Annotated in this window: 15 protein-coding genes and 1 tRNA gene; 6 read left to right on the forward strand and 10 right to left on the reverse strand. The window is 73.1% G+C overall.

Annotated features, from left to right (window positions below; genetic code table 11):
• Nucleotides 1–59: 59 nt before the first annotated feature.
• The 3 genes from ACFY01_RS19610 to ACFY01_RS19620 all read right to left on the reverse strand — a co-directional run bounded on the left by ACFY01_RS19610 (nucleotide 60) and on the right by ACFY01_RS19620 (nucleotide 2,211).
• Nucleotides 60–878: an SCO1664 family protein gene (locus ACFY01_RS19610; RefSeq protein WP_390736964.1), complete on the reverse strand. Its 819-nt coding sequence runs from the start codon at nucleotides 876–878 to the stop codon at nucleotides 60–62.
• Nucleotides 842–1,432 (reverse strand): DUF3090 domain-containing protein, encoded by a 591-nt coding sequence (locus tag ACFY01_RS19615; RefSeq protein ID WP_390736965.1) that lies wholly within the window; start codon nucleotides 1,430–1,432, stop codon nucleotides 842–844. The genes ACFY01_RS19610 and ACFY01_RS19615 overlap by 37 nt, the downstream gene beginning before the upstream one ends.
• Before the next feature lie 92 nt (nucleotides 1,433–1,524).
• Nucleotides 1,525–2,211 carry a histidine phosphatase family protein gene (locus ACFY01_RS19620; protein WP_390736966.1) on the reverse strand — a complete coding sequence of 229 codons (687 nt, stop codon included), beginning with the start codon at nucleotides 2,209–2,211 and terminating at the stop codon, nucleotides 1,525–1,527.
• 62 nt (nucleotides 2,212–2,273) lie between these two features.
• Here ACFY01_RS19620 and corA point away from each other — a divergent pair, with 62 nt between their 5' ends.
• The gene (gene corA / locus ACFY01_RS19625) at nucleotides 2,274–3,272 is read left to right on the forward strand and encodes a magnesium/cobalt transporter CorA (RefSeq protein ID WP_390736967.1); all 999 of its coding nucleotides are present in this window, start codon (nucleotides 2,274–2,276) and stop codon (nucleotides 3,270–3,272) included.
• 9 nt (nucleotides 3,273–3,281) lie between these two features.
• Here the strand turns inward: corA and ACFY01_RS19630 are convergent, their stop codons facing one another.
• The gene (locus tag ACFY01_RS19630) at nucleotides 3,282–4,070 is read right to left on the reverse strand and encodes a ferritin-like domain-containing protein (protein WP_390736968.1); all 789 of its coding nucleotides are present in this window, start codon (nucleotides 4,068–4,070) and stop codon (nucleotides 3,282–3,284) included.
• Nucleotides 4,071–4,285: 215 nt separating this feature from the next.
• On the reverse strand, nucleotides 4,286–5,341 hold the full coding sequence (locus ACFY01_RS19635) for an LLM class F420-dependent oxidoreductase (RefSeq protein ID WP_390736969.1): 1,056 nt from the start codon (nucleotides 5,339–5,341) through the stop codon (nucleotides 4,286–4,288).
• Nucleotides 5,342–5,505: 164 nt separating this feature from the next.
• Here ACFY01_RS19635 and ACFY01_RS19640 point away from each other — a divergent pair, with 164 nt between their 5' ends.
• Nucleotides 5,506–6,489 (forward strand): aldo/keto reductase, encoded by a 984-nt coding sequence (locus ACFY01_RS19640; protein ID WP_390736970.1) that lies wholly within the window; start codon nucleotides 5,506–5,508, stop codon nucleotides 6,487–6,489.
• The gene (locus ACFY01_RS19645; RefSeq protein ID WP_390736971.1) at nucleotides 6,486–8,918 is read left to right on the forward strand and encodes a helix-hairpin-helix domain-containing protein; all 2,433 of its coding nucleotides are present in this window, start codon (nucleotides 6,486–6,488) and stop codon (nucleotides 8,916–8,918) included. The genes ACFY01_RS19640 and ACFY01_RS19645 overlap by 4 nt, the downstream gene beginning before the upstream one ends.
• A 55-nt stretch (nucleotides 8,919–8,973) precedes the next feature.
• On the opposite strand, the gene ACFY01_RS19650 is transcribed toward ACFY01_RS19645, so the two are convergent.
• On the reverse strand, nucleotides 8,974–9,693 hold the full coding sequence (locus ACFY01_RS19650; RefSeq protein WP_390736972.1) for a hypothetical protein: 720 nt from the start codon (nucleotides 9,691–9,693) through the stop codon (nucleotides 8,974–8,976).
• 47 nt (nucleotides 9,694–9,740) lie between these two features.
• On the opposite strand from ACFY01_RS19650, the gene ACFY01_RS19655 reads away from it, so the two are divergent.
• Nucleotides 9,741–9,929, forward strand: coding sequence for a DUF5703 family protein (locus ACFY01_RS19655; RefSeq protein WP_145882766.1), 189 nt, complete (start codon nucleotides 9,741–9,743; stop codon nucleotides 9,927–9,929).
• A gap of 82 nt (nucleotides 9,930–10,011) precedes the next feature.
• Here ACFY01_RS19655 and ACFY01_RS19660 read toward each other — a convergent pair whose 3' ends face one another.
• The 3 genes from ACFY01_RS19660 to ACFY01_RS19670 all read right to left on the reverse strand — a co-directional run bounded on the left by ACFY01_RS19660 (nucleotide 10,012) and on the right by ACFY01_RS19670 (nucleotide 12,857).
• A complete protein-coding gene (locus tag ACFY01_RS19660; protein WP_390736973.1) occupies nucleotides 10,012–11,022 on the reverse strand; it encodes a chaplin in 1,011 nt (336 codons plus the stop codon).
• A gap of 115 nt (nucleotides 11,023–11,137) precedes the next feature.
• Nucleotides 11,138–11,371, reverse strand: a complete 234-nt coding sequence (chpH, locus tag ACFY01_RS19665) for a chaplin ChpH (protein WP_132853764.1) — start codon at nucleotides 11,369–11,371, stop codon at nucleotides 11,138–11,140.
• 160 nt (nucleotides 11,372–11,531) lie between these two features.
• On the reverse strand, nucleotides 11,532–12,857 hold the full coding sequence (locus ACFY01_RS19670; RefSeq protein ID WP_390736974.1) for a M20/M25/M40 family metallo-hydrolase: 1,326 nt from the start codon (nucleotides 12,855–12,857) through the stop codon (nucleotides 11,532–11,534).
• Between the two features lie 199 nt (nucleotides 12,858–13,056).
• Between ACFY01_RS19670 and ACFY01_RS19675 the strand changes: the two genes are divergently transcribed.
• A tRNA-Leu gene (locus tag ACFY01_RS19675) sits at nucleotides 13,057–13,144 on the forward strand.
• 35 nt (nucleotides 13,145–13,179) lie between these two features.
• On the opposite strand, the gene ACFY01_RS19680 is transcribed toward ACFY01_RS19675, so the two are convergent.
• On the reverse strand, nucleotides 13,180–14,295 hold the full coding sequence (locus ACFY01_RS19680; protein WP_390736975.1) for an NADAR family protein: 1,116 nt from the start codon (nucleotides 14,293–14,295) through the stop codon (nucleotides 13,180–13,182).
• A 287-nt stretch (nucleotides 14,296–14,582) separates the two neighbouring features.
• Here ACFY01_RS19680 and ACFY01_RS19685 point away from each other — a divergent pair, with 287 nt between their 5' ends.
• Nucleotides 14,583–18,449 (forward strand): Pls/PosA family non-ribosomal peptide synthetase, encoded by a 3,867-nt coding sequence (locus ACFY01_RS19685; protein WP_390736976.1) that lies wholly within the window; start codon nucleotides 14,583–14,585, stop codon nucleotides 18,447–18,449.
• Nucleotides 18,450–18,514 lie beyond the last annotated feature (65 nt).

Consider the following 18,514-nt stretch of genomic DNA (forward strand, 5'->3'; position numbering starts at 1 on the left):
CCAACCGGACCAGGCCAGATGACCGGAAAGGCGATCTTGTGTTCCGGCCCTGGGTGTGCTCACACGGGTGGCCACGGAATCGCCGGCCACTCGCCGCCCGGCTCCGGATGTCTGCCGGAGGTGAGCAGCGCGTCGACACGCGCGCGCGTGGCGTCCAGTTCGGCGGCCGTGATCAGCCCGGCCAGTCGCGCGCCGAGGAGGCCTCCGTCGGCCATGGCGTCCTTGAGGCCCTTGAGTACGCCGACGGCCTCGCCGGTCAGGGGCTCTCCCGCCCAGCCCCACAGCAGCGTCCGCAGCTTGTTCTCCACGTTGAAGGTGACCCCGTGGTCGATCCCGTACAGCCGCCCCTCGGGTGTGGGCAGCAGGTGGCCGCCCTTGCGGTCGGCGTTGTTTATCACGGCGTCCAGCACCGCCAGGCGCCGCAGCCGCTCGTCGTCGGCGTGCACGAGCAGCGCGGTCCGTCCCTCACCGACCTCGGCGAAGCCGATGGCCTTCCAGCCCGGCTCGGGCTCCTCACCGTCAACCAGGGCGAGCAGTTCGGCGTCGGGGGCCGCGTCGACCCAGAGCTGGACCATGCCCTCGCCGTACGGTCCGTCGCGCAGCACGGTGGGCGGCACCAGGTCCCAGCCGGTCGCCTCGGAGACCTCGTACGCCGCCACCTCGCGCTCGGCGAGGGTGCCGTCGGGGAAGTCCCACAGCGGGCGTTCCCCGGCGACCGGCTTGTACACGCAGGCGGCCTGCTGGCCGTCGTGGGCCACCGTGCAGTACAGCGCCGCGTTGGAGGCGTCGCGGATGCGTCCGCGCACCGTCAGCTCACCCTCGGCGAGGAGGGCGGCGCCGGTCACGCTCCGCGGCGGTATCCGTTCTGGCGCGGACATACATGTCCTTCCGGGTCGAGCGGGAGACTGCACAGCGGGCACGGCGGCCGGCCGGCGTTCACGACGTCGAGGGCGCGCTTGGCGAAGGCCCTGGCCTGCGCGCCGGTGAGCCGGACCCGCAGCATCGGGGGGCCGTTCTCCTCGTCCTGGAGCAGCCGCTCCTCGGCCTCCGCGAGGTCCTCCTCGGAGTCGGCGTCGAGCTCCACCAGCGCCTGGGCCTCAACGATCATCCGCTGTTCCTCGCCGTCCCAGGCCAGCGCCATGGTGCCGACGCGGAACTCCTCCTCGATGGGAGTCTCCAGCGGTTCGGTGTCGGCGACCTCGGACGGGGCCACCGCGGGGACCGGGGCCTGGCCGCCGCTGCGGCGTACGACCTCGTCGAGGAGCTCGTCCATGCGCTCGGCGAGCGCGGCGACCTGGGTCTTCTCCAGGATTACGCTGGTCACCCGGGGGCCGGCGGACGCCTGGAGGAAGAACGTACGGCGCCCGGGCAACCCCACTGTGCCGGCCACGAAGCGGTCCGGTGGGTCGTAGAGGAACACCTGACGGGACACGTCCTGTCTCCATTGGGATCGAGAGTGCGAATCGGGAGTGCGTGAGGGGGGCTGTGTGCGAACGCGACGCTTCACCCTACTGCGCCCGACGATCACGGTGCGCCCGCACCACCCCCCACCGGTGCGTCATCCCCCGTGGGTTCCTCACGCGGCGCGAGGGAGGCGAAATCCCCGGTGTCCCCGAGACGAACGAGAAACGGCCGGAGGCGGGTGTAGCGGATCGCGGTGATGGAACACGGTTCCACGGAAATCCGCTGGAAGAGGTCGAGATGCAGCCCGAGCGCGTCCGCCACGAGAGACTTGATGATGTCACCGTGCGAGCACATGAGGTACACGGCGTCGGCGCCGTGGTCGCGCTCCACGCGCGCGTTCCACTCCCGTACGGCCTCGGCCGCGCGGGTCTGCATCGCGCGCATGGACTCGCCGCCGGGGAACGCGGCCGCCGACGGGTGCGTCTGCACCACCTCCATCAGCGGCTCGTCCTTGAGTTCGGCGAGCTTGCGCCCGGACCAGTCGCCGTAGTGGCACTCCCCGATCCGTTCGTCGGTGTGCAGGCGCAGGTCCGGCCGGGCGTCCAGCAGCGGCTGAAGGGTTTCCTGGCAGCGTTGCAGGGGACTGCTGACGACTTCCGAGAGAGGCAGCCCGTCGAGTCGTCCGGGCAGCGCGGCGGCCTGCGCGGCCCCGCGCTCGTCCAGGGCGACGCCGGGCGTCCAGCCGGCGAGCAGTCCGGCGGTGTTGGCGGTGGAGCGTCCGTGCCTTACGAGGATCAACGTGGGCATGCGGACCAGCGTAGGCGCACGCGGACGTGCCGCGGCGCGCGGGCGAGGGGAGGCTGGGGTTCTTGATCGTCGACTGTGCCATCTACCGGGAGGGGCACCGCAGTGAGGGGCCCGAGGACCTGTCCGACGCGCTGGCGGTGGCGCGGGCGGCGGGCGGGTTCGTCTGGATCGGGCTGCACGAGCCGTCGGAGAAGGAGTTCGACCGGGTCACCGAGGAGTTCGGGCTGCACCCGCTGGCGGTGGAGGACGCCCTCAACGCCCACCAGCGGCCCAAGCTGGAGGTGTACGACGACTCGCTGTTCATGGTGATCAAGCCGGTCGCCTACGAGCCGGAGAGCGACGCCGTCTCCACCGGCGAGGTGATGGTCTTCGTCGGGGACGGCTTCGTGGTGACCGTCCGGCACGGCGACGGTTCGCCGCTGGCGGCCGTGCGGCGCCGGCTGGAGGAGGAGCCGAGGCTGCTGGAGAAGGGGCCGACCGCGGTGCTGTACGCGATCTCCGACGCCACCGTCGACCACTACCTGGAGGTGGCGACCGAGCTCCAGACCGACATGGAGGAGCTGGAGGCGGAGGTGTTCTCGCCGGACCTGGCCGGCTCGCGCAACACCGCCTCGCGGATCTACACCTTCAAACGGCAGGTCCTGGAGTTCCGCCGGGCGACGGTTCCGCTGGCCCTGCCGATGACGCGGCTGGCCGGCACGGTGCCGACGGGCGAGGGCGGGGTGCCCTTCGTGGACGACAGGGCCCGGCCCTTCTTCCGGGACGTGCAGGACCATCTCACGCGCGTGAACGAGTCCGTGGAGGGTCTGGACCGGCTGGTCTCGGACATCCTGTCGGCCCATCTGGCGCAGACCGGCGTCCGGCAGAACGACGACATGCGGAAGATCTCGTCGTGGGCGGCGATGGCCGCGGTCCCCACGCTGATCGCGGGCGTCTACGGCATGAACTTCGACCACATGCCCGAGCTGCACTGGGCGTGGGGGTACCCGGCCGTGATCCTGGTGATGGCCGCCCTGGAAGTCCTGATGTACCGGCTGTTCAAGGGACGCGGCTGGTTGTGACCGGGCGCCTCAGGCGAACTCGGGGGCGGTGCTCGCGGGGCCGCCCATGGGGTCGCGGCGCTCGGGCACGCGCAGGGACACCATGCGCCGCCAGCCCGCGGCGCGCTCATAGCCGTACACGGCGCGGATGCCCGCCGCGAGCGCCGCGCGCCTGACCTTGGACCAGCCGAGGACGCGGCCCATCCGGGCCATGACGGCGAGGCTGACGTCCGGGTGGACGCGGATCTCGGCGAGCGCGCACTCGCGCAGGGTGCGCTGGATCAGCCGGCCGTGGCCGGCGGCCGCGAAGCGCAGCAGTTCCTCGTGGGTGTAGGCGAGGTGGTCGGCCTCGTCGTGGGAGATCACGCGGACGGCCCTGCCCACCTCGGGGTGGTCGGCGAAGTGCTTGCGGAGCAGCAGCATCTGGTCGGCGGCGCGCTGTTCGGTGACCCGGCTGTGGGCCAGGTAGACGATGATGTCCCGCACGCTCAGCGGTTCGTCCCGCCGGAGCCTGTCGTGGGCGAGGCCGATGCCGCGCCGCTCCAGGAGCATGGTGTAGTCGGCCTCGGGCGGGACGGGGACCGGTTCCAGACCGCGTTTGCGCAGGAGGGCGTTGAAGATCCGCCCGTGCTTGTCCTCGTCGGCGCCGTGCCGTGTGATCTTGGGAACGAGCGCCTGTTCGCCCTCGGGGACGAGCGCGGCGATCCGTCCGTTCTCCCAGCCGCCCTGGACCTCGCCGCCGGCCGCGATGGAGCAGAAGAGCCGGAAGGACTCGTCGTTGTCGAGGATCTCCTGGAACACACGCTTCACCGAAAGCATGAGGGCACCTTTCCGGACCTTTCCGCAGGTTTCCGCAAAGAACGAGTCAAGTGCGGCATCCCGGATGCCGCAACAGGTGCGGCGGCCGACTGGGCCGGAAGAAGGAGCATCGAGGTCGCGGCGGGAGCGTAACCGCACGGGCCCCGGCGCGTTGTTCCTCGTGACGGCCGTGGCGGGGAAGACCCCCGAGCCCCCACCACGGCCGCGGAAGCCCGTTACGCGAGACCGGCGAGCTCCAGGGCCTCACTGCCGGCGCGCAGCGAGGCGAGTCGCTCCTCGAGGGTGAAGCCGGCCGGGGCGAGGCTGAGCGTGGTGACACCGGCGGCGGCGTAGGCCTTCATGCGGTCGGCGATGCGGTCGACGCTGCCCAGCAGGGTGGTCTTGTCGATGAGGTCGTGCGGGATCGCCGCCGCGGCGCCCTGCTTGTCCCCGGAGAGGTACTTCTCCTGGACCTCGGCGGCCTCCTTCTCGTACCCCATGCGCCGGGCGAGCTGGTTGTAGAAGTTCTGCTTGGCGCTGCCCATGCCGCCGACGTAGAGCGCGGTGTAGGGGCGGAAGACGTCCGCGAGTTGCGGCACGTCCTTGTCCTCGCCGACGGCGAGGGGCAGGGTCGGGCAGACGTCGAAGCCGTCGAGGGTCTTGCCCGCCTTCTCCCGGCCCGCGCGCAGGTACTTGATCGTGGTGTCCTCGAGGTGCTCGGCCGAGGGGAAGATCAGCAACGCCCCGTCGGCGATCTCACCGGTCTGCTCGAGGTTCTTCGGCCCGATGGCGGCGATGTACAGCGGGATGTGCTCGCGCTGCGGGTGCACGGTCAGCTTGATCGGCTTGCCCGGGCCGCCGGGCAGCGGGAGGGTCCAGTGCCGGCCCTCGTACGACAGCCGTTCGCGGGTCATCGCCTTCCGTACGATCTCCACGTACTCCCGGGTCCGTGCGAGCGGCTTGTCGAACTTGACGCCGTACCAGCCCTCGGAGACCTGCGGTCCGGAGACGCCGAGGCCGAGCCGGAAGCGGCCGCCGGAGAGCGAGTCGAGCGTCGCGGCGGTCATCGCGGTCATCGCGGGCTGGCGGGCCGGGATCTGGAAGATGGCGGAGCCCACGTCGATGCGTTCGGTCTGCGCGGCGACCCAGGAGAGGACGGTGGCCGCGTCGGAGCCGTAGGCCTCGGCGGCCCAGCAGACGGCGTAGCCGAGCCGGTCGGCCTCCTGTGCGACGGCCAGGTTGTCCGCGTCCATTCCCGCGCCCCAGTAGCCGAGGTTGATCCCGAGCTGCATGGCCGATTCCCCTTACCCATGAGTAACGTGCTTGTGGGTGCGACCCTAGCGCGGGTGGGCGGACGATGGGGCCCCGCGGGTTGCCCATTGGCCCCGGTCAGGGTGGGAAACCGGTTATCCACAGGCAACCCACGGCCCAGTTCTGGCCAGTAATCTCGGCCAGCATGGAGCAGAGGCATCTGGGCCGTACCGGCCTGCGCGTGTCCCGGATCGGGCTGGGCACCCTCACCTGGGGCCGGGACACCGACGAGCACGACGCCGCGGACATGCTGAAGGCGTTCTGGGAGGCGGGCGGGACCCTCGTCGACACCGCGGACGTGTACGGCGCCGGCGAGGCCGAGTATCTGCTCGGGCAGCTCATGGAAGGGCTCGTGCCCCGCCGGGACCTGGTCATCTCGACGAAGGCGGGGAGCATGCCCGATCCCGACCGGCGTTTCGACGGCTCGCGCGGTCACCTGCTCGCCGCGCTCGACGCCTCCCTGGCCCGCCTCGGCACGGACTACGTCGACCTGTGGCACGTCCACGCCTTCGACCCGGAAACCCCACTGGAGGAGACGCTCCAGGCGCTGGACCTGGCGGTGAGCAGCGGGCGCGCCCGCTACGCGGGCGTCTCGAACTTCTGCGGCTGGCAGCTGGCGAAGGCGGCGACCTGGCAGCTGGCGGCGCCGGGGACGCGGACCCGGCTGGCGGCCACGCAGCTGGAGTACTCGCTGCTCCAGCGCGGAGTCGAGCGCGAGGTGCTGCCGGCCGCGCTCGACCTCGGTGTGGGGCTGCTGCCGTCCTCGCCGCTCGGGCGGGGAGTGCTGACGGGCAAGTACCGCACCTCCACTCCCGCGGACTCGCGGGGCGCCTCGGAGCACCTGGCGCCGTTCGTCGCGCCGTACCTCGACGACACTGCGACCCGCATCGTGGAGGCGGTGACGACCGCGGCGGACGGGCTGGCGGTGACCCCGCTCCAGGTCGCCCTCGCCTGGGTCCGCGACCGGCCGGGCGTGGCCGCCCCGATCGTCGGGGCGCGCACCGCGCAGCAGCTCACGGCCGCGTTGTCAGTGGAGGCCCTTAGTCTTCCTGACGAGATCTGCCGGGCGCTCGACGACGTGTCGGCGCCCGTGCACCGCTATCCCGATCACGACTGGAGCACGCTGTGAGCACGGACCCGGAGTCCACGGGGATCTCCGACGGATCGGCAGGAGGGGCCGGGGAGGGCACGGAGACCGCCCTGGCCGCCGGACGAGCGGACGCGGGGGGAGCCCCGCCCGGGGCAGCCGACGACCATGGTTCCGGCGGACCGGTGGGCAATGCCGGTGGCTCGGCCGCGCCCGCCGGGGAGGCGGGGGCCGCCGGGGACACCCCGGACGAGGCGGCCGGCCCGGATGCCGAGGCCGGGACGACAGGTGGAGCCGGTGACACCGGGCCCGGCGGAGCTGCCGAAGGCGCCCGTGGGTCCGGCTCCGGCCCGGCGGGCCCGGGTGAGCCGGCCGGCAAGGGCGACGCGTCGTCGGCCGGGGCCCAAGGGCCGGGTGAGTCGGGCGGGGAGACCGGGGACGCCGCTCCCGAGATGTCCGAGGCGGCGGCCGAGCTGGCGGCGCAGCGGGTCGAGCGGGAGCGGATCGAGCGCCGGAAGGCCGAGAAGGCGGGGCCGGTCGCCGGCGGGACCAAGCTCAGCGGGAAGGCCGCCGAGCTGCTGGCGGCCGTGCGGGCGGTGGAGAGCGGAGAGAAGCCCGCGGCCACCGTGTTCGCCGAGCCGGCGCCGGCCCCACGGCGGCCGGCCCCGGAACCCGTGCGGCGTCCGCAGCCCGCACCGGCCGCCGCCGCACCCGCCGCTCCCGCGCCGGACGCCGTCGCCGCCGTAGGGCGTGTGCTGACCGACGGTGGCGCGCCCGAGGCGCTCGCGTCCCAGGTCGTCGCGGCCCTCGGCGAGGGTGCCGACGCCGTACTGCGGGAGGACCCCTGGCAGCTGCTGCGGGTCGCCGGGGTGCGTCCCGAGCAGGCCGACGGGTTCGCGCGGGCGCTGCTCGGCGCCGAGTGCGGCCCGGACGACGAGCGGCGGGGCCGCGCGGTGACCGGCTGGCTGCTGGAGCAGGCGGCCCTGGCCGGACACACCGCCCTGGAACTGCCCGCGCTCACCGCCGCGCTGGGCCGGCAGGGCGTGCCCGATCCGGACGCGGCCGTGCAGAGCGCCCTCGCGGAGGGCGAGGCCCTGGTCTTCCAGGACGCGCTGGAGGAGCCCGGCGCCCCGGCCCGGCCGGCGGCGGCAGAGGACGGGGAGGAGAGCGAGGAGCAGCGGCCGGTGCGCGTGCTCGTCGGTCTCGAGCGGTACGCGCTCGCCGAGGAGAGCCTCGCCGACGGTCTGGCCCGGCTGGTCAACTCGCTGCCCAAGGAGGCCGCCGAGGAGTGGCAGGCGGTGGCCGCGTCCGGCGGTGCCGCGGAGCTGGTGCGGGCCGTCGCCGGGCACGGTCTGGTGCTGCACACGGGCGGTGAGGCGGCGCGCGCCGAACCGGCGGCCCTGCTGACCGCGGCCCGGGCGGCCGGGCTGCGGGCCGTGGCGGCCTGCCACACGCCGGACGGACGGCACCGGTTCGCGGCCCTGCTCGGTGCCGGGGACGAGGGCGAGGACGTCGAGTCCGTCGTCACCGTTCCCGGTCTGCTGGCCGGCGCCGAGGGGCCCGGCCGGGACGCCGAGGGCAGCCTGGACCTGGATCTGCTGATCGTGCTGGACGCCCCGCAGCTCGACGTGGAGAACGCGGCGATGATCGTGGAGTCGCTGCCCGACGGGGCCCGCCTCGTGCTCACCGGGGACCCGGGGGTGCTGTGGTCGGCCGGGCCCGGCCGGGTCTTCGCCGATCTGCTCGCCGCGCGCGTGTGCCCGCAGGTCGCCTCCCGCGTCCCCGACCCGGGGCCGCTCGGCGAGCTGGTCTCCGGCATCGGCGTCGGCGAGCTGAACCAGGTGGAGGCGCCCGGCAAGGAGATCGTCATCGTGCCGGTCCGGGACGCGGGCGAGGCCGTGCACCGGACCGTGCAGCTGGTCGCAGACTCGGTGCCCCGGGCCATCGGGGTGCCGCCCGAGCAGACGGTGGTGATCACCCCGGGCCATGGGGGCGCCGTGGGCACCCGGGCGCTGAACAAGGCGCTGAAGGAACGGCTCAACCCGGGCCCCGGCCGTTTCGGCGGCTTCGACCCGGGCGACCGGATCGCCTACTCCCCCGCCCCGGGCCGTACGCTGCCCGGCCAGGTGGTCAAGGCCGACGCCGAGGGGCTGCACCTGTCGTGCGCGGGCGCCCCCGTCGTCGTACCGAGGGAGCGGGTGGAGCAGTCCGTGCGGCACGGGTGGGCGCTGACCGCGCACCAGGCGGTCGGCGTGCGGTGGCCCGCGGTGGTCGCGGTACTGCCCGGCGACGCCGCCCAAGCCCTCAGTCGGCCCTGGGTGTACACGGCCTTCGGCCGGGCGAGCCGGCATCTGTCCGTGGTGCAGGGCGTCGAGCAGGCGCTGCCCAGGGCCGTCGCGGAGATGCCGGCCAAGCCACGGACGACGCGCCTGCCGGTGCTGCTGCGCACGCAGGTCCCGGCGGCGGACTGACCGGTCGCGGCGGTGCCGGACCGGCCCGGGGGCCGGCCCGGTACCGCCGCCGGGGTCAGCGTTCGGCGTCCAGCGGTTCGAGGTCCTCGTCCCCGTCGAGGTCGAGGGCGTCCTCGAAGTCGTCGGCCTCGTCGTTGTCGTCGCGGTCGTCGTGTTCGTCGTGTTCGTCGTCCGTCTCTTCGTCGAACACCGCGCTGACGTCGAACCGGCAGACCACCCGCTGCGGATCGATCTGCTCGAAGGGCGCCTCGAGCCACTCGCCGGGTTCGGCGGGTTCGTCGGCGGCGGTGACCCAGAGCGTGGAGTCGCCCTCCTCCAGGCCGAACTCCTTGTGCCGGGAGGCGATCTCGTCCGGTTCGAACTCGCCGAACAGGACGCCGAGCGCGCCGTGGACGGTGCCGGAGGCGTCCATGCCGTCGTCGTAGTCCGCCGCCTCGACCCGCTGGGCCTGCGCCTGGAGCCGCTGGGGTTCCGCGACGGCGTAGTCGCGGCGGATCAGCACGCTGATCGCGTTCGGCTCCTCGGGGCCCGCGTACGGCGGCAGCGAGTCCTCCGCGGCGGGGATCTCGAAGGGGGTCACCTCGTCATAGCGGTCGTAGAGCAGCTCGTCGTACGCCTCGGCGGCCGCCGCCAGCTGGTTGAACGCCTCGTAGACGGCCGGGTCGTCCTCACCCGACCTGCGTTCGACCGCCGCCAGGTGGCGGTCGAGCGCGGTCTTGACCGCCTCGGCGGCGGCGCGTACCTCGGCAGCGGTGGGCTGCGCAGCATCAGACATAGTGCAGACGCTATCCGTACCGGGCCCCAGCCCGCACAATAGATGCGATGCCGGAATACGAATTTGTCGACGTGTACGTGCCTCGCGGGGTCTCCCGCAAGGAGGCCACACGCCTGCTGACGGACCATGCCGAGTACGGGAACTGGGAGTTGGACCGACTGAGCCTGCTGCGCGACGGCAGCCGCAGGGTGCGGTTGCGCCGGCGGATCATCCGCCAGGTGCGCGCCACGTGGTGAGGCAGGGCGACTGAGACGGAGCGGGCCCCGCATCGGCGGGGCCCGCTTTCGTTTCCCGGCCGGTGCGATCACCGGACGTGCGTCACACCGAGGCCCGCGCCTTGCGGTACAGCACCGCGCCCGCCAGCAGCACGCCAGCGCCCGCGGGCAGGGCGATGCCCAGCGGCAGGTCGCTGCCGGTGTGGGCGAGCTGCCCGGCGGCCGAGGACTGGGCGGCGGCACGCCCGCCCTGCTGGCCGACATGCGAGGAGCCGCCCGGCCCACCGGGGTGGCCGGGGTGTCCCGGGGTGCCGGGCTGTCCCGGCTCGCCAGGGTTACCCGGGGTTCCCGGCTGTCCCGGCTGTCCCGGATTTCCCGGCTGTCCCGGCTGACCCGGATGTCCCGGCTGTCCCGGCTGACCCGGATGTCCCGGCTGACCCGGCTGCCCGGGCGGAGTCGTACCTCCGCCACCCCCCGGAGGGGTCCCGTGGCCGCCGCCGTTGCCCCCGCCGTTGACGCAGTCGTTGCCCGCGGTGGCGTTGCCGGCGCCGATGACGTCGACGCTGTTGCCGCACACGTTCACCGGCGCGTCGATCGGCACCTGGACGTGGTTCCCCGAGCCCACGCCCGGCGAGCCACCGGTGTGACCGCCCGCGTGGGAACCGCCGGAACCGCCGTGCCCGGAGCCGCCGTGACCAGCGCCGCCGTGGTTGGCGCAATGGTTGCCCACCGCGGGGTTGAACGCCCCCACGACGTCGACGCTGTTGCCGCACGCGTTCACCGGCACGTCGATCGGTGCCTGGACGGTGTTGCCGGACAGTACGCCCGGCGAGTCGGACGCGGAGCCGCTCGCGTGAGCGCCGCCGGAACCGCCGTGGTTGGCGCAATGGTTGCCCATCGCGGGGTTGAGCAACCCGACGACGTTCACGGTGTTGCCGCAGACGTTCACCGGCGCGTGCACCGGCGCCTGGACGGTGTTGCCGGACAGTACGCCCGGCGAGTTGGCCGCGGAGCCGTTCGCGCCCGCGTCCGCGTGGGCGTAGCCACTCGCGGCGGCGATCACGCCGGTGGCGGCCGCCATGGTCATCAGGCCCTTACGGGTGCCCTGTCGCATTCCTGAATTCCCCCCTGCCTTCACATCCTGCATTTCACGAAAAGACCGGTCGGCCCCGGAGCGCATGGCGCGCGCTCCGGGGCCGACCGCACGGACGTCCCTCAGAGAGACGACGTCACTTGTTGATGCAGGTGTTGCCGAAGGTGGGGTTCAGGAGCCCGATCACATTGACCGTGTTGCCGCACACGTTCACCGGCACGTGCACCGGCACCTGGACGACGTTGCCGGAAACGACACCCGGGGAGTGCACGGCGGCACCCTGAGCACCCGAGTCGGCGACGGCCAGGCCCGCGCCCGCGAGAACCAGACCACCGGTGGCGGCCGCAGCAGCGACGACCTTCTTGAGCATTATTCCTCCTTGTTGGCAAAAGCGATCCCGTGTTGCTGATCGCATTACCTGTAACGAGGAGGGAGTAATGGAGCTACGAGCTTATGGTCGCATTCACCCTTCTCAGTCGATCTCGTACGGGCGCCCGAATAGCCCGGTCCAATGGCTCACGACGCGTGCCTCAGGACGCGTCGATGAACCGGTCGAGCACCCGCACGCCGAACTTCAGCCCGTCCACCGGCACCCGCTCGTCCACACCGTGGAACATGCCCGCGAAGTCCAGCTCCGGCGGCAGCTTCAGCGGCACGAAGCCGAAGCCCCGGATGCCGAGGTCGTCGAAGGACTTGGCGTCCGTACCGGCGGAGAGCATGAACGGGATCGCCTTGGCGGCCGGGTCCTCGGCCAGCAGCGCGGACTGCATGGCCTCCACCAGCGGCCCGTCGAAGCTGGTCTCGACGGCCTTGTCGGCGTGCACGTCCTCCCGCTTCACCTTCGGCCCGAGGATCCGGTCGAGGTCGGCGAGGAACTCCTCCTCGTACCCCGGCAGGAAGCGCCCGTCGACGCCCGCGGTGGCCTCGCCGGGAATGACGTTGACCTTGTACCCGGCGCCCAGCTGCGTGGGGTTCGCCGTGTTGCGCAGGCTCGCGCCGATCAGCTTGGCGATGCTGCCGAGCCGGGCGAGCGTCGACTCCATGTCCTCGGGGTCCAGCTCGGTGCCGAGTGCGTCGCCGAGCTCGTCGAGGAAGGCGCGGGTCGTCTTGGTGACCCGCACCGGGAACTCGTGCCGGCCCAGGCGCGCCACGGCCTCCGTCAGCTCGGTGATCGCGTTGTCCCGGTGGATCATCGACCCGTGCCCGGCGGTGCCGGCCACGGTCAGCTTCATCCAGTGCAGGCCCTTCTCGGCGGTCTGGATCATGTACAGCCGCCGCTGCTCGCTGACCGTGAACGAGAAGCCGCCGACCTCGCTGATCGCCTCGGTGACACCGTCGAAGAGGTCGGGGTGGTTGTCGACGAGCCACCGCGCCCCGAACCTGCCGCCCGCCTCCTCGTCCGCGAGGAAGGCCAGCACGATGTCCCGGGGAGGCCGGCGCCCGCTGCGCAGCCGGTCGCGCACGACCGCCAGCGTCATCGCGTCCATGTCCTTCATGTCGACGGCACCGCGCCCCCACACGCACCCGTCGGCGACCTCCCCGGAGAAGGGGTCGTGGGTCCAGTCGGCGGCGTTGGCGGGTACGACGTCGAGGTGCCCGTGGATCAGCAGCGCCGGCCGGGACGGGTCCTCGCCCTCGATGCGGGCCACCGTCGACGCCCGCCCGGGGTGGGACTCGTAGATCTTCGGGTCCAGCCCCACCTCGGCGAGCTTCTCGGCGACGTACTCGGCGGCCGCGCGCTCGCCCGGGCCCGAGTGGTCGCCGTAGTTGCTGGTGTCGAACCGGATCAGCTCGCGGCAGAGGTCCACGACCTCGTCCTGGCCGGTGACGCCCTTGGCCGTGTCCGTCTCGCTCACGCTGCTTCCTCCCGCTGTGCCTGCTGGTCGGTCCTCCTCATCCTGCCTCCCCGCCCTGCCCGGCCCCAAGACCGGTCCCGGTCCGTCACACGCCGTTCACGCCCGACGCGGCCGGGAACGGGGTGTGATCGGCCACCCCTGAAAGCCTGGTAATGTTTCCTTCGTCGCCGCGGGGGAAACCCCGCACGACAGACACCTTGTCCGGGTGGCGGAATGGCAGACGCGCTAGCTTGAGGTGCTAGTGCCCTTTATCGGGCGTGGGGGTTCAAGTCCCCCCTCGGACACCAGCTGAGACCCCTGCTGAGCAGGGGTCTTTCGCATGTCAGGGCTGTGGCGCGGCCGCCCGGTCGGCGTGCAGTTCCGAGCGGACGAGTTCGAGGAGACGGCCGGTCCAGTTCCGGCCGCGGCCGGCGTTGTCGCCCCAGAAGCCGGAGTCGCTGTCGTCGTAGACGAGGGTCGCGTCGTCCGTGGCCAGGAGGATCCGGGCCAGGGCGGGGTGCTGGGTGTACTTGGCCCGCAGCAGGCCGGCCATCACGGCGGTGCGGGCCTGCTCCCAGCCGCCGCGCCGGCCGGTGCGGGACGCGAGGTCCTTGGCGGTGAACGAGGTGTCGGCCTCGGTGATCGCCGCGCGTGCTTCGGTGTCGTCGGTCGACAGGGCCCAGTAGGCGTGGGCGACGGAGGGGTAGGTGACGCCCTCGATGTCGACCGGTGCGGGGTAGTCGTTGCGGAGGGCTTTGGTACCCGGATCGTCCGATGCCTTCACCGGGTAGCTCTGGTAGAGGTGGATCGCGGGGGCGACCGGGGTCGCGGGTCCGTCGGCCGGGACGCGTGAGGGCCGTTCGGCGATCCATTTCGCCCGGTCCTCGAAGTAGGCGACCGCTTCGTCGTACAGCTCCCGCGTGACCACGGCGTCGGGCCGCTCCATGCGCCCGCCGGGTCCGGCCACCAGGGCCTGGAGCGGCTGGTCCTTGCGGTCCATGTCCCCGAGGGCGTAGTGCCGCCGCGTCTCGGGGATGGCGAGGTAGGCGGCCCGTGCCGCGGCCCGCTTCTCCTCGGTCCGGTCGGCCAGGAACGCGTCGACGGCCGCGAGGCACCGATCCGTCGCATCCGGGCGGCCGTTGAGCTGGTCGATGGTGTCGCGTATCTCGGCGAGCAGCAGTTCGGGGGTGAGCCAGGTCTGCGGCTCGCTGAACCTCCAGGCGGCCAGCTCGTGCCCGGACGCCCGGGCGCCTTCCGGGAGTTCGGTGGCGACCCAGCCGCTGCGCAGCTTCTCCTCGAACTCCTCGAGGGTCACCAGGCCCCAGCAGTCGACGAGTCCGTCCGCGTAGATGAACAAGTCGGTGAGGTGGTAGTCGAAGTTGCGGATGAAGGCGTGTCGCCAGGTGCCGGGTACTCGCTTGCCGTCCGCCGTGCGATAGGTGATGCGTCTGCCGGTCATCGCGTCATTGTCGTGGTCCGTTCCCGGGCCGCGCGACGGGAATTCCGCGGTCCCGGACGCCCGTGTGGGCCATCTCTCGTCCTGCCGGAAGACCGCCAGGTCACGGGCTTCTGACCGGCCCTCACGCATCCCCCGAACGGCCCACCCGAGTGGCCGTGTACAGGCCCGAACCCTACCTTCGTACTAATATTTCCGGCTTGTTACGGAGCTGGAGCCGGACAACCCCAGGCAGACCTGCGGGCCCGCCAGCGCCCCGGAGGCTTCCGGGATCGAGACGCGAGGACCCGATGGCAGCCATACACGGGAGCAGTGCTCTCGGCCTGCTCGACGAAGAGATCCGCGAACGGTTCGGGGACATCGCCCGTTTCTCCGGGGGCCAGGCGGCTTCGCCGCGCACGCTGATGGACGTCTTCGACGCGTCCGTGCGGTCGTATCCGGACGAACTCGCCCTGGACGACGGTACGACGCAGCTCACCTACCGGGAACTGGCCGCGGAGGTCGAGCGGTTGCGGCGCCGGCTCGCCGCCGCCGGGGTCGGCCGGGGTGACCGGGTGGGTGTCCGGGTGCCGTCCGGCACCAACGATCTGTACGTCGCGGTCCTCGCCGTGCTCGCCGCGGGTGCCGCCTACGTTCCCGTGGACGCCGAGGACCCGGACGAGCGGGCCGAGCTGGTGTTCGAGGAGGCCCAGGTGCGGGCCGTCGTCGGGGCCGGGCACGAGCTGGCCGTCAACGGCCGCGGTGACGTCCCGGCGGCCAGGCCGGGCGTCGGGGACGACGCGTGGATCATCTTCACCTCCGGCTCCACCGGGAAGCCCAAGGGCGTCGCCGTCACCCACCGCAGCGCCGCCGCGTTCGTGGACGCCGAGGCCGCGCTGTTCCTCACGGAGGAGCCGATCGGGCCCGGCGACCGGGTCATGGCGGGGCTGTCGGTGGCGTTCGACGCGTCCTGCGAGGAGATGTGGCTGGCGTGGCGGTACGGGGCCTGTCTGGTCCCGGTGCCCCGGTCGCAGGTCCGCAGCGGCGCCGACCTCGGACCCTGGCTGGTCGCGCAGGAGATCACCGTCGTCTCGACGGTGCCGACACTGGCGGCCCTGTGGGAGCCGGAGACACTCAACGACGTGCGTCTGCTGATCTTCGGCGGTGAGGCCTGCCCGCCCGAGCTGGTGCAGCGGCTGGTGACGGAGGGGCGCGAGGTCTGGAACACGTACGGGCCCACCGAGGCGACCGTCGTCGCCTGCGCCTCGCTGATGTCGGGCGAGGAGCCGGTCCGGATCGGGCTGCCGCTCGACGGCTGGGAGCTGGCCGTCGTCGACGAGGCCGGGGAACCCGTGCCGATGGGCGGCAGCGGCCAGCTGGTGATCGGCGGGGTGGGGCTCGCCCGGTACCTCGACGCCGAGAAGGACGCGGAGAAGTACGCGCCGCTCGCGTCGCTGGGCTGGGAGCGGGCGTACCGCAGCGGTGACCTGGTCAGGGCCGACCCCGAGGGGCTGGTGTTCCTCGGGCGGGCCGACGAGCAGATCAAGCTCGGCGGGCGGCGCATCGAGCTCGGCGAGGTGGATGCCGCCCTCCAGTCGCTGCCCGGCGTCGCGGGGGCGGCCGCCGCCGTGCGCACCGCCCGCGGCGGCAACCAACTCCTGGTCGGCTACATCGTCACCCAGGAGGGCTGGGACCACGCGGCGGCCGTCGAGAGGCTGCGCGCCGAGCTGCCCGCGGCGCTGGTGCCGCTGCTCGCGCCGGTCGCCGACCTGCCCACCCGGACCAGCGGCAAGGTGGACCGGGGCGCGCTGCCCTGGCCGCTGGAGGGCCTGGAGACCGGCGGTCCGGCCGAGCAGCTCTACGGCACCGAGGCCTGGCTCGCCGAGCAGTGGACGCAAGTCCTCGGCATCCCGGTGACCAGCGCCTCGGACGACTTCTTCGCGATCGGCGGCAGCAGCCTGGCCGCCGCCCAGCTGACGACCCGGCTGCGTACCCGCTACCCGAGCGCCGCCGTCCTCGACATCTACCAGCAGCCCACCCTGCGCAAGCTGGCCCGCCGCCTGGAGAAGTCCGCGCAGGACGACGGCGCCCGCCGCACCGTCGCCCCGGTGCCGACGCGGGCCAAGGTGATCCAGCTGCTGCTGCTCGTGCCGCTGTTCACGCTGCTGGGGCTGCGCTGGACGGTGGCGCTGGCCGCGCTGGGCGATCTGCTGCCCGGGTACTCCTGGCTGCCGACCGCCCCGTGGTGGCTGGTCGCGGCCGGTGCCGTCGTGCTGTTCAGCCCGCCGGGCCGCCTCGCGATCGCCGCGGGCGGGGCGCGGCTGCTGCTGCGCGGTGTGCGGCCCGGGCGTTACGCGCGCGGCGGCGGAGTGCACCTGCGGCTGTGGGCCGCCGAGCGGCTGGCCGAGTTCAGCGGGGCGACCTCGCTGACCGGGTCCTGGCTTCAGCGGTACGCGCGGGCGCTGGGCGCCAGGGTCGGGCAGGACGTCGACCTGCACTCGCTGCCGCCGGTCACCGGCATGCTCAAGCTGGGCCGGGGCGCGGCCGTGGAGTCCGAGGTCGATCTGTCCGGGCACTGGCTGGACGGCGACCGCCTGGAGATCGGCCCGGTGAAGGTCGGCGCGCACGCCGCCGTCGGTACCCGCAGCATGCTCTTCCCGGGCGCCCGGGTCGGCAAGCGGGCCGAGGTGGCGCCCGGTTCGGCGGTCACCGGCCAGGTCCCGACCGGTCAGCGCTGGGCGGGCGCGCCCGCCGTGAAGCTGGGCAAGGCCAAGCGGAGCTGGCCGAAGGAGCGGCCGCGGCGTGGAACGTTCTGGCGGTTCATGTACGGCGTCTCCGGTGCCGCGCTGACCCTGCTGCCGGTGGTCGCGGGTGTCGCCGCGCTCGCGGTGGCCGGGGTGTTCGTGGAGCCCGGCGCCGGGCTGGGGGCGGCCCTGCGGGGTGCGGCGCTCGCGCTGGTGCCGGCCACGCTGGCGTTCGGGCTGGCGTACGCGCTGCTGATCCTGGTCTGCGTGCGGCTGCTGAGCCTGGGCCTGCGCGAAGGCACGCATCCGACGCACGGCCGGATCGGCTGGCAGGCGTGGACCGTCACGCAGCTGATGGACCGGTCCCGGGAAACGCTGTTCCCGCTGTACGCCGGGCTGGTCACGCCGGTGTGGCTGCGGCTGCTCGGGATGCGGATCGGGCGGGGCGCCGAGGTGTCGACGGTGCTCGCGCTGCCGAGCCTGACGACGGTCGGTGAGGGCGCGTTCCTGGCGGACGACACGCTGACCGCGCCGTACGAGCTGGGTGGCGGCTGGCTGCGGATCGGGCGCGCGGAGATCGGGCGGCGGGCCTTCCTGGGGAACTCCGGGATGACCGCGCCGGGCCGGTCCGTGCCGGACGGCGGGCTGGTGGGGGTGCTGTCGGCGACCCCGAAGAAGGCGAAGAAGGGCAGCTCCTACCTGGGGCTTCCGCCGGTGCGGCTGCCGCGCAGCGCCGGCGACGGCGATCAGAGCCGGACGTACGACCCGCCGGCCCGGCTGCTGTGGGCGCGGGGTCTGATGGAGCTGTGCCGGATCGTGCCGGTGCTGTGCTCGGCGGCGCTGGCCGTGCTGACGGTGGCGGCGCTGTGCCTGCTGGGCGGCTGGGCCCCGCTGTTGTCCGGGCTGGTGCTGCTCGCGGCGGGTGCGGTGGCGGGGCTGGTGTCGGTGGTCGCGAAGTGGCTGCTCGTGGGCCGGCACCGCAGTGGGGAGCACCCGCTGTGGAGCGGCTTCGTGTGGCGCAACGAGCTGGCGGACACCTTCGTCGAGGTGGTGGCCGTGCCGTGGCTGGCCGGTTCGGTGCCGGGTACGCCGGTGATGACCGCGTGGCTGCGCGGGCTGGGCGCGCGGATCGGGCGGGGTGTGTGGGTGGAGAGCTACTGGCTGCCCGAGTCGGATCTGGTGACCCTGGGGGACGCGGCCACCGTGAACCGTGGCTGTGTGCTCCAGACGCACCTCTTCCACGACCGGATCTTGCGGACGGATACTGTGGTCCTCCGTGAGGGCGCGACGCTGGGCCCTGGCGGGATCGTGCTGCCCGGCAGCACGGTCGGGGCCCGTACGACGCTGGGTCCCGCGTCGCTCGTCATGGCCGCGGAGTCCGTTCCGGACGGCACCCGCTGGCTGGGCAATCCGATCGAGGCATGGCGTCCCTGAACGCGGGCCACTCGGAGCCGGTGAGCGGGGCACCGGCATGGAGTGGCAGCGCGGCGCAGGGAGCG

It is taken from the genome of Streptomyces sp. NPDC001480, from assembly GCF_042894725.1.
In the GTDB taxonomy this organism is placed as follows: Bacteria; Actinomycetota; Actinomycetes; order Streptomycetales; family Streptomycetaceae; genus Streptomyces.

Bases quoted from the DNA above. Each gene is read 5' to 3' on its own strand.
- ACFY01_RS19680 (WP_390736975.1), bottom strand. From the start codon at position 14,295: ATGACCGGCAGACGCATCACCTATCGCACGGCGGACGGCAAGCGAGTA.
- ACFY01_RS19650 (WP_390736972.1), bottom strand. From the start codon at position 9,693: ATGTCTGATGCTGCGCAGCCCACCGCTGCCGAGGTACGCGCCGCCGCC.
- ACFY01_RS19635 (WP_390736969.1), bottom strand. From the start codon at position 5,341: ATGCAGCTCGGGATCAACCTCGGCTACTGGGGCGCGGGAATGGACGCG.
- ACFY01_RS19660 (WP_390736973.1), bottom strand. From the start codon at position 11,022: ATGCGACAGGGCACCCGTAAGGGCCTGATGACCATGGCGGCCGCCACC.
- ACFY01_RS19640 (WP_390736970.1), top strand. From the start codon at position 5,506: ATGGAGCAGAGGCATCTGGGCCGTACCGGCCTGCGCGTGTCCCGGATC.
- ACFY01_RS19620 (WP_390736966.1), bottom strand. From the start codon at position 2,211: ATGCCCACGTTGATCCTCGTAAGGCACGGACGCTCCACCGCCAACACC.
- chpH (WP_132853764.1), bottom strand. From the start codon at position 11,371: ATGCTCAAGAAGGTCGTCGCTGCTGCGGCCGCCACCGGTGGTCTGGTT.
- ACFY01_RS19685 (WP_390736976.1), top strand. From the start codon at position 14,583: ATGGCAGCCATACACGGGAGCAGTGCTCTCGGCCTGCTCGACGAAGAG.
- ACFY01_RS19610 (WP_390736964.1), bottom strand. From the start codon at position 878: ATGTCCGCGCCAGAACGGATACCGCCGCGGAGCGTGACCGGCGCCGCC.
- ACFY01_RS19630 (WP_390736968.1), bottom strand. From the start codon at position 4,070: ATGCTTTCGGTGAAGCGTGTGTTCCAGGAGATCCTCGACAACGACGAG.
- ACFY01_RS19655 (WP_145882766.1), top strand. From the start codon at position 9,741: ATGCCGGAATACGAATTTGTCGACGTGTACGTGCCTCGCGGGGTCTCC.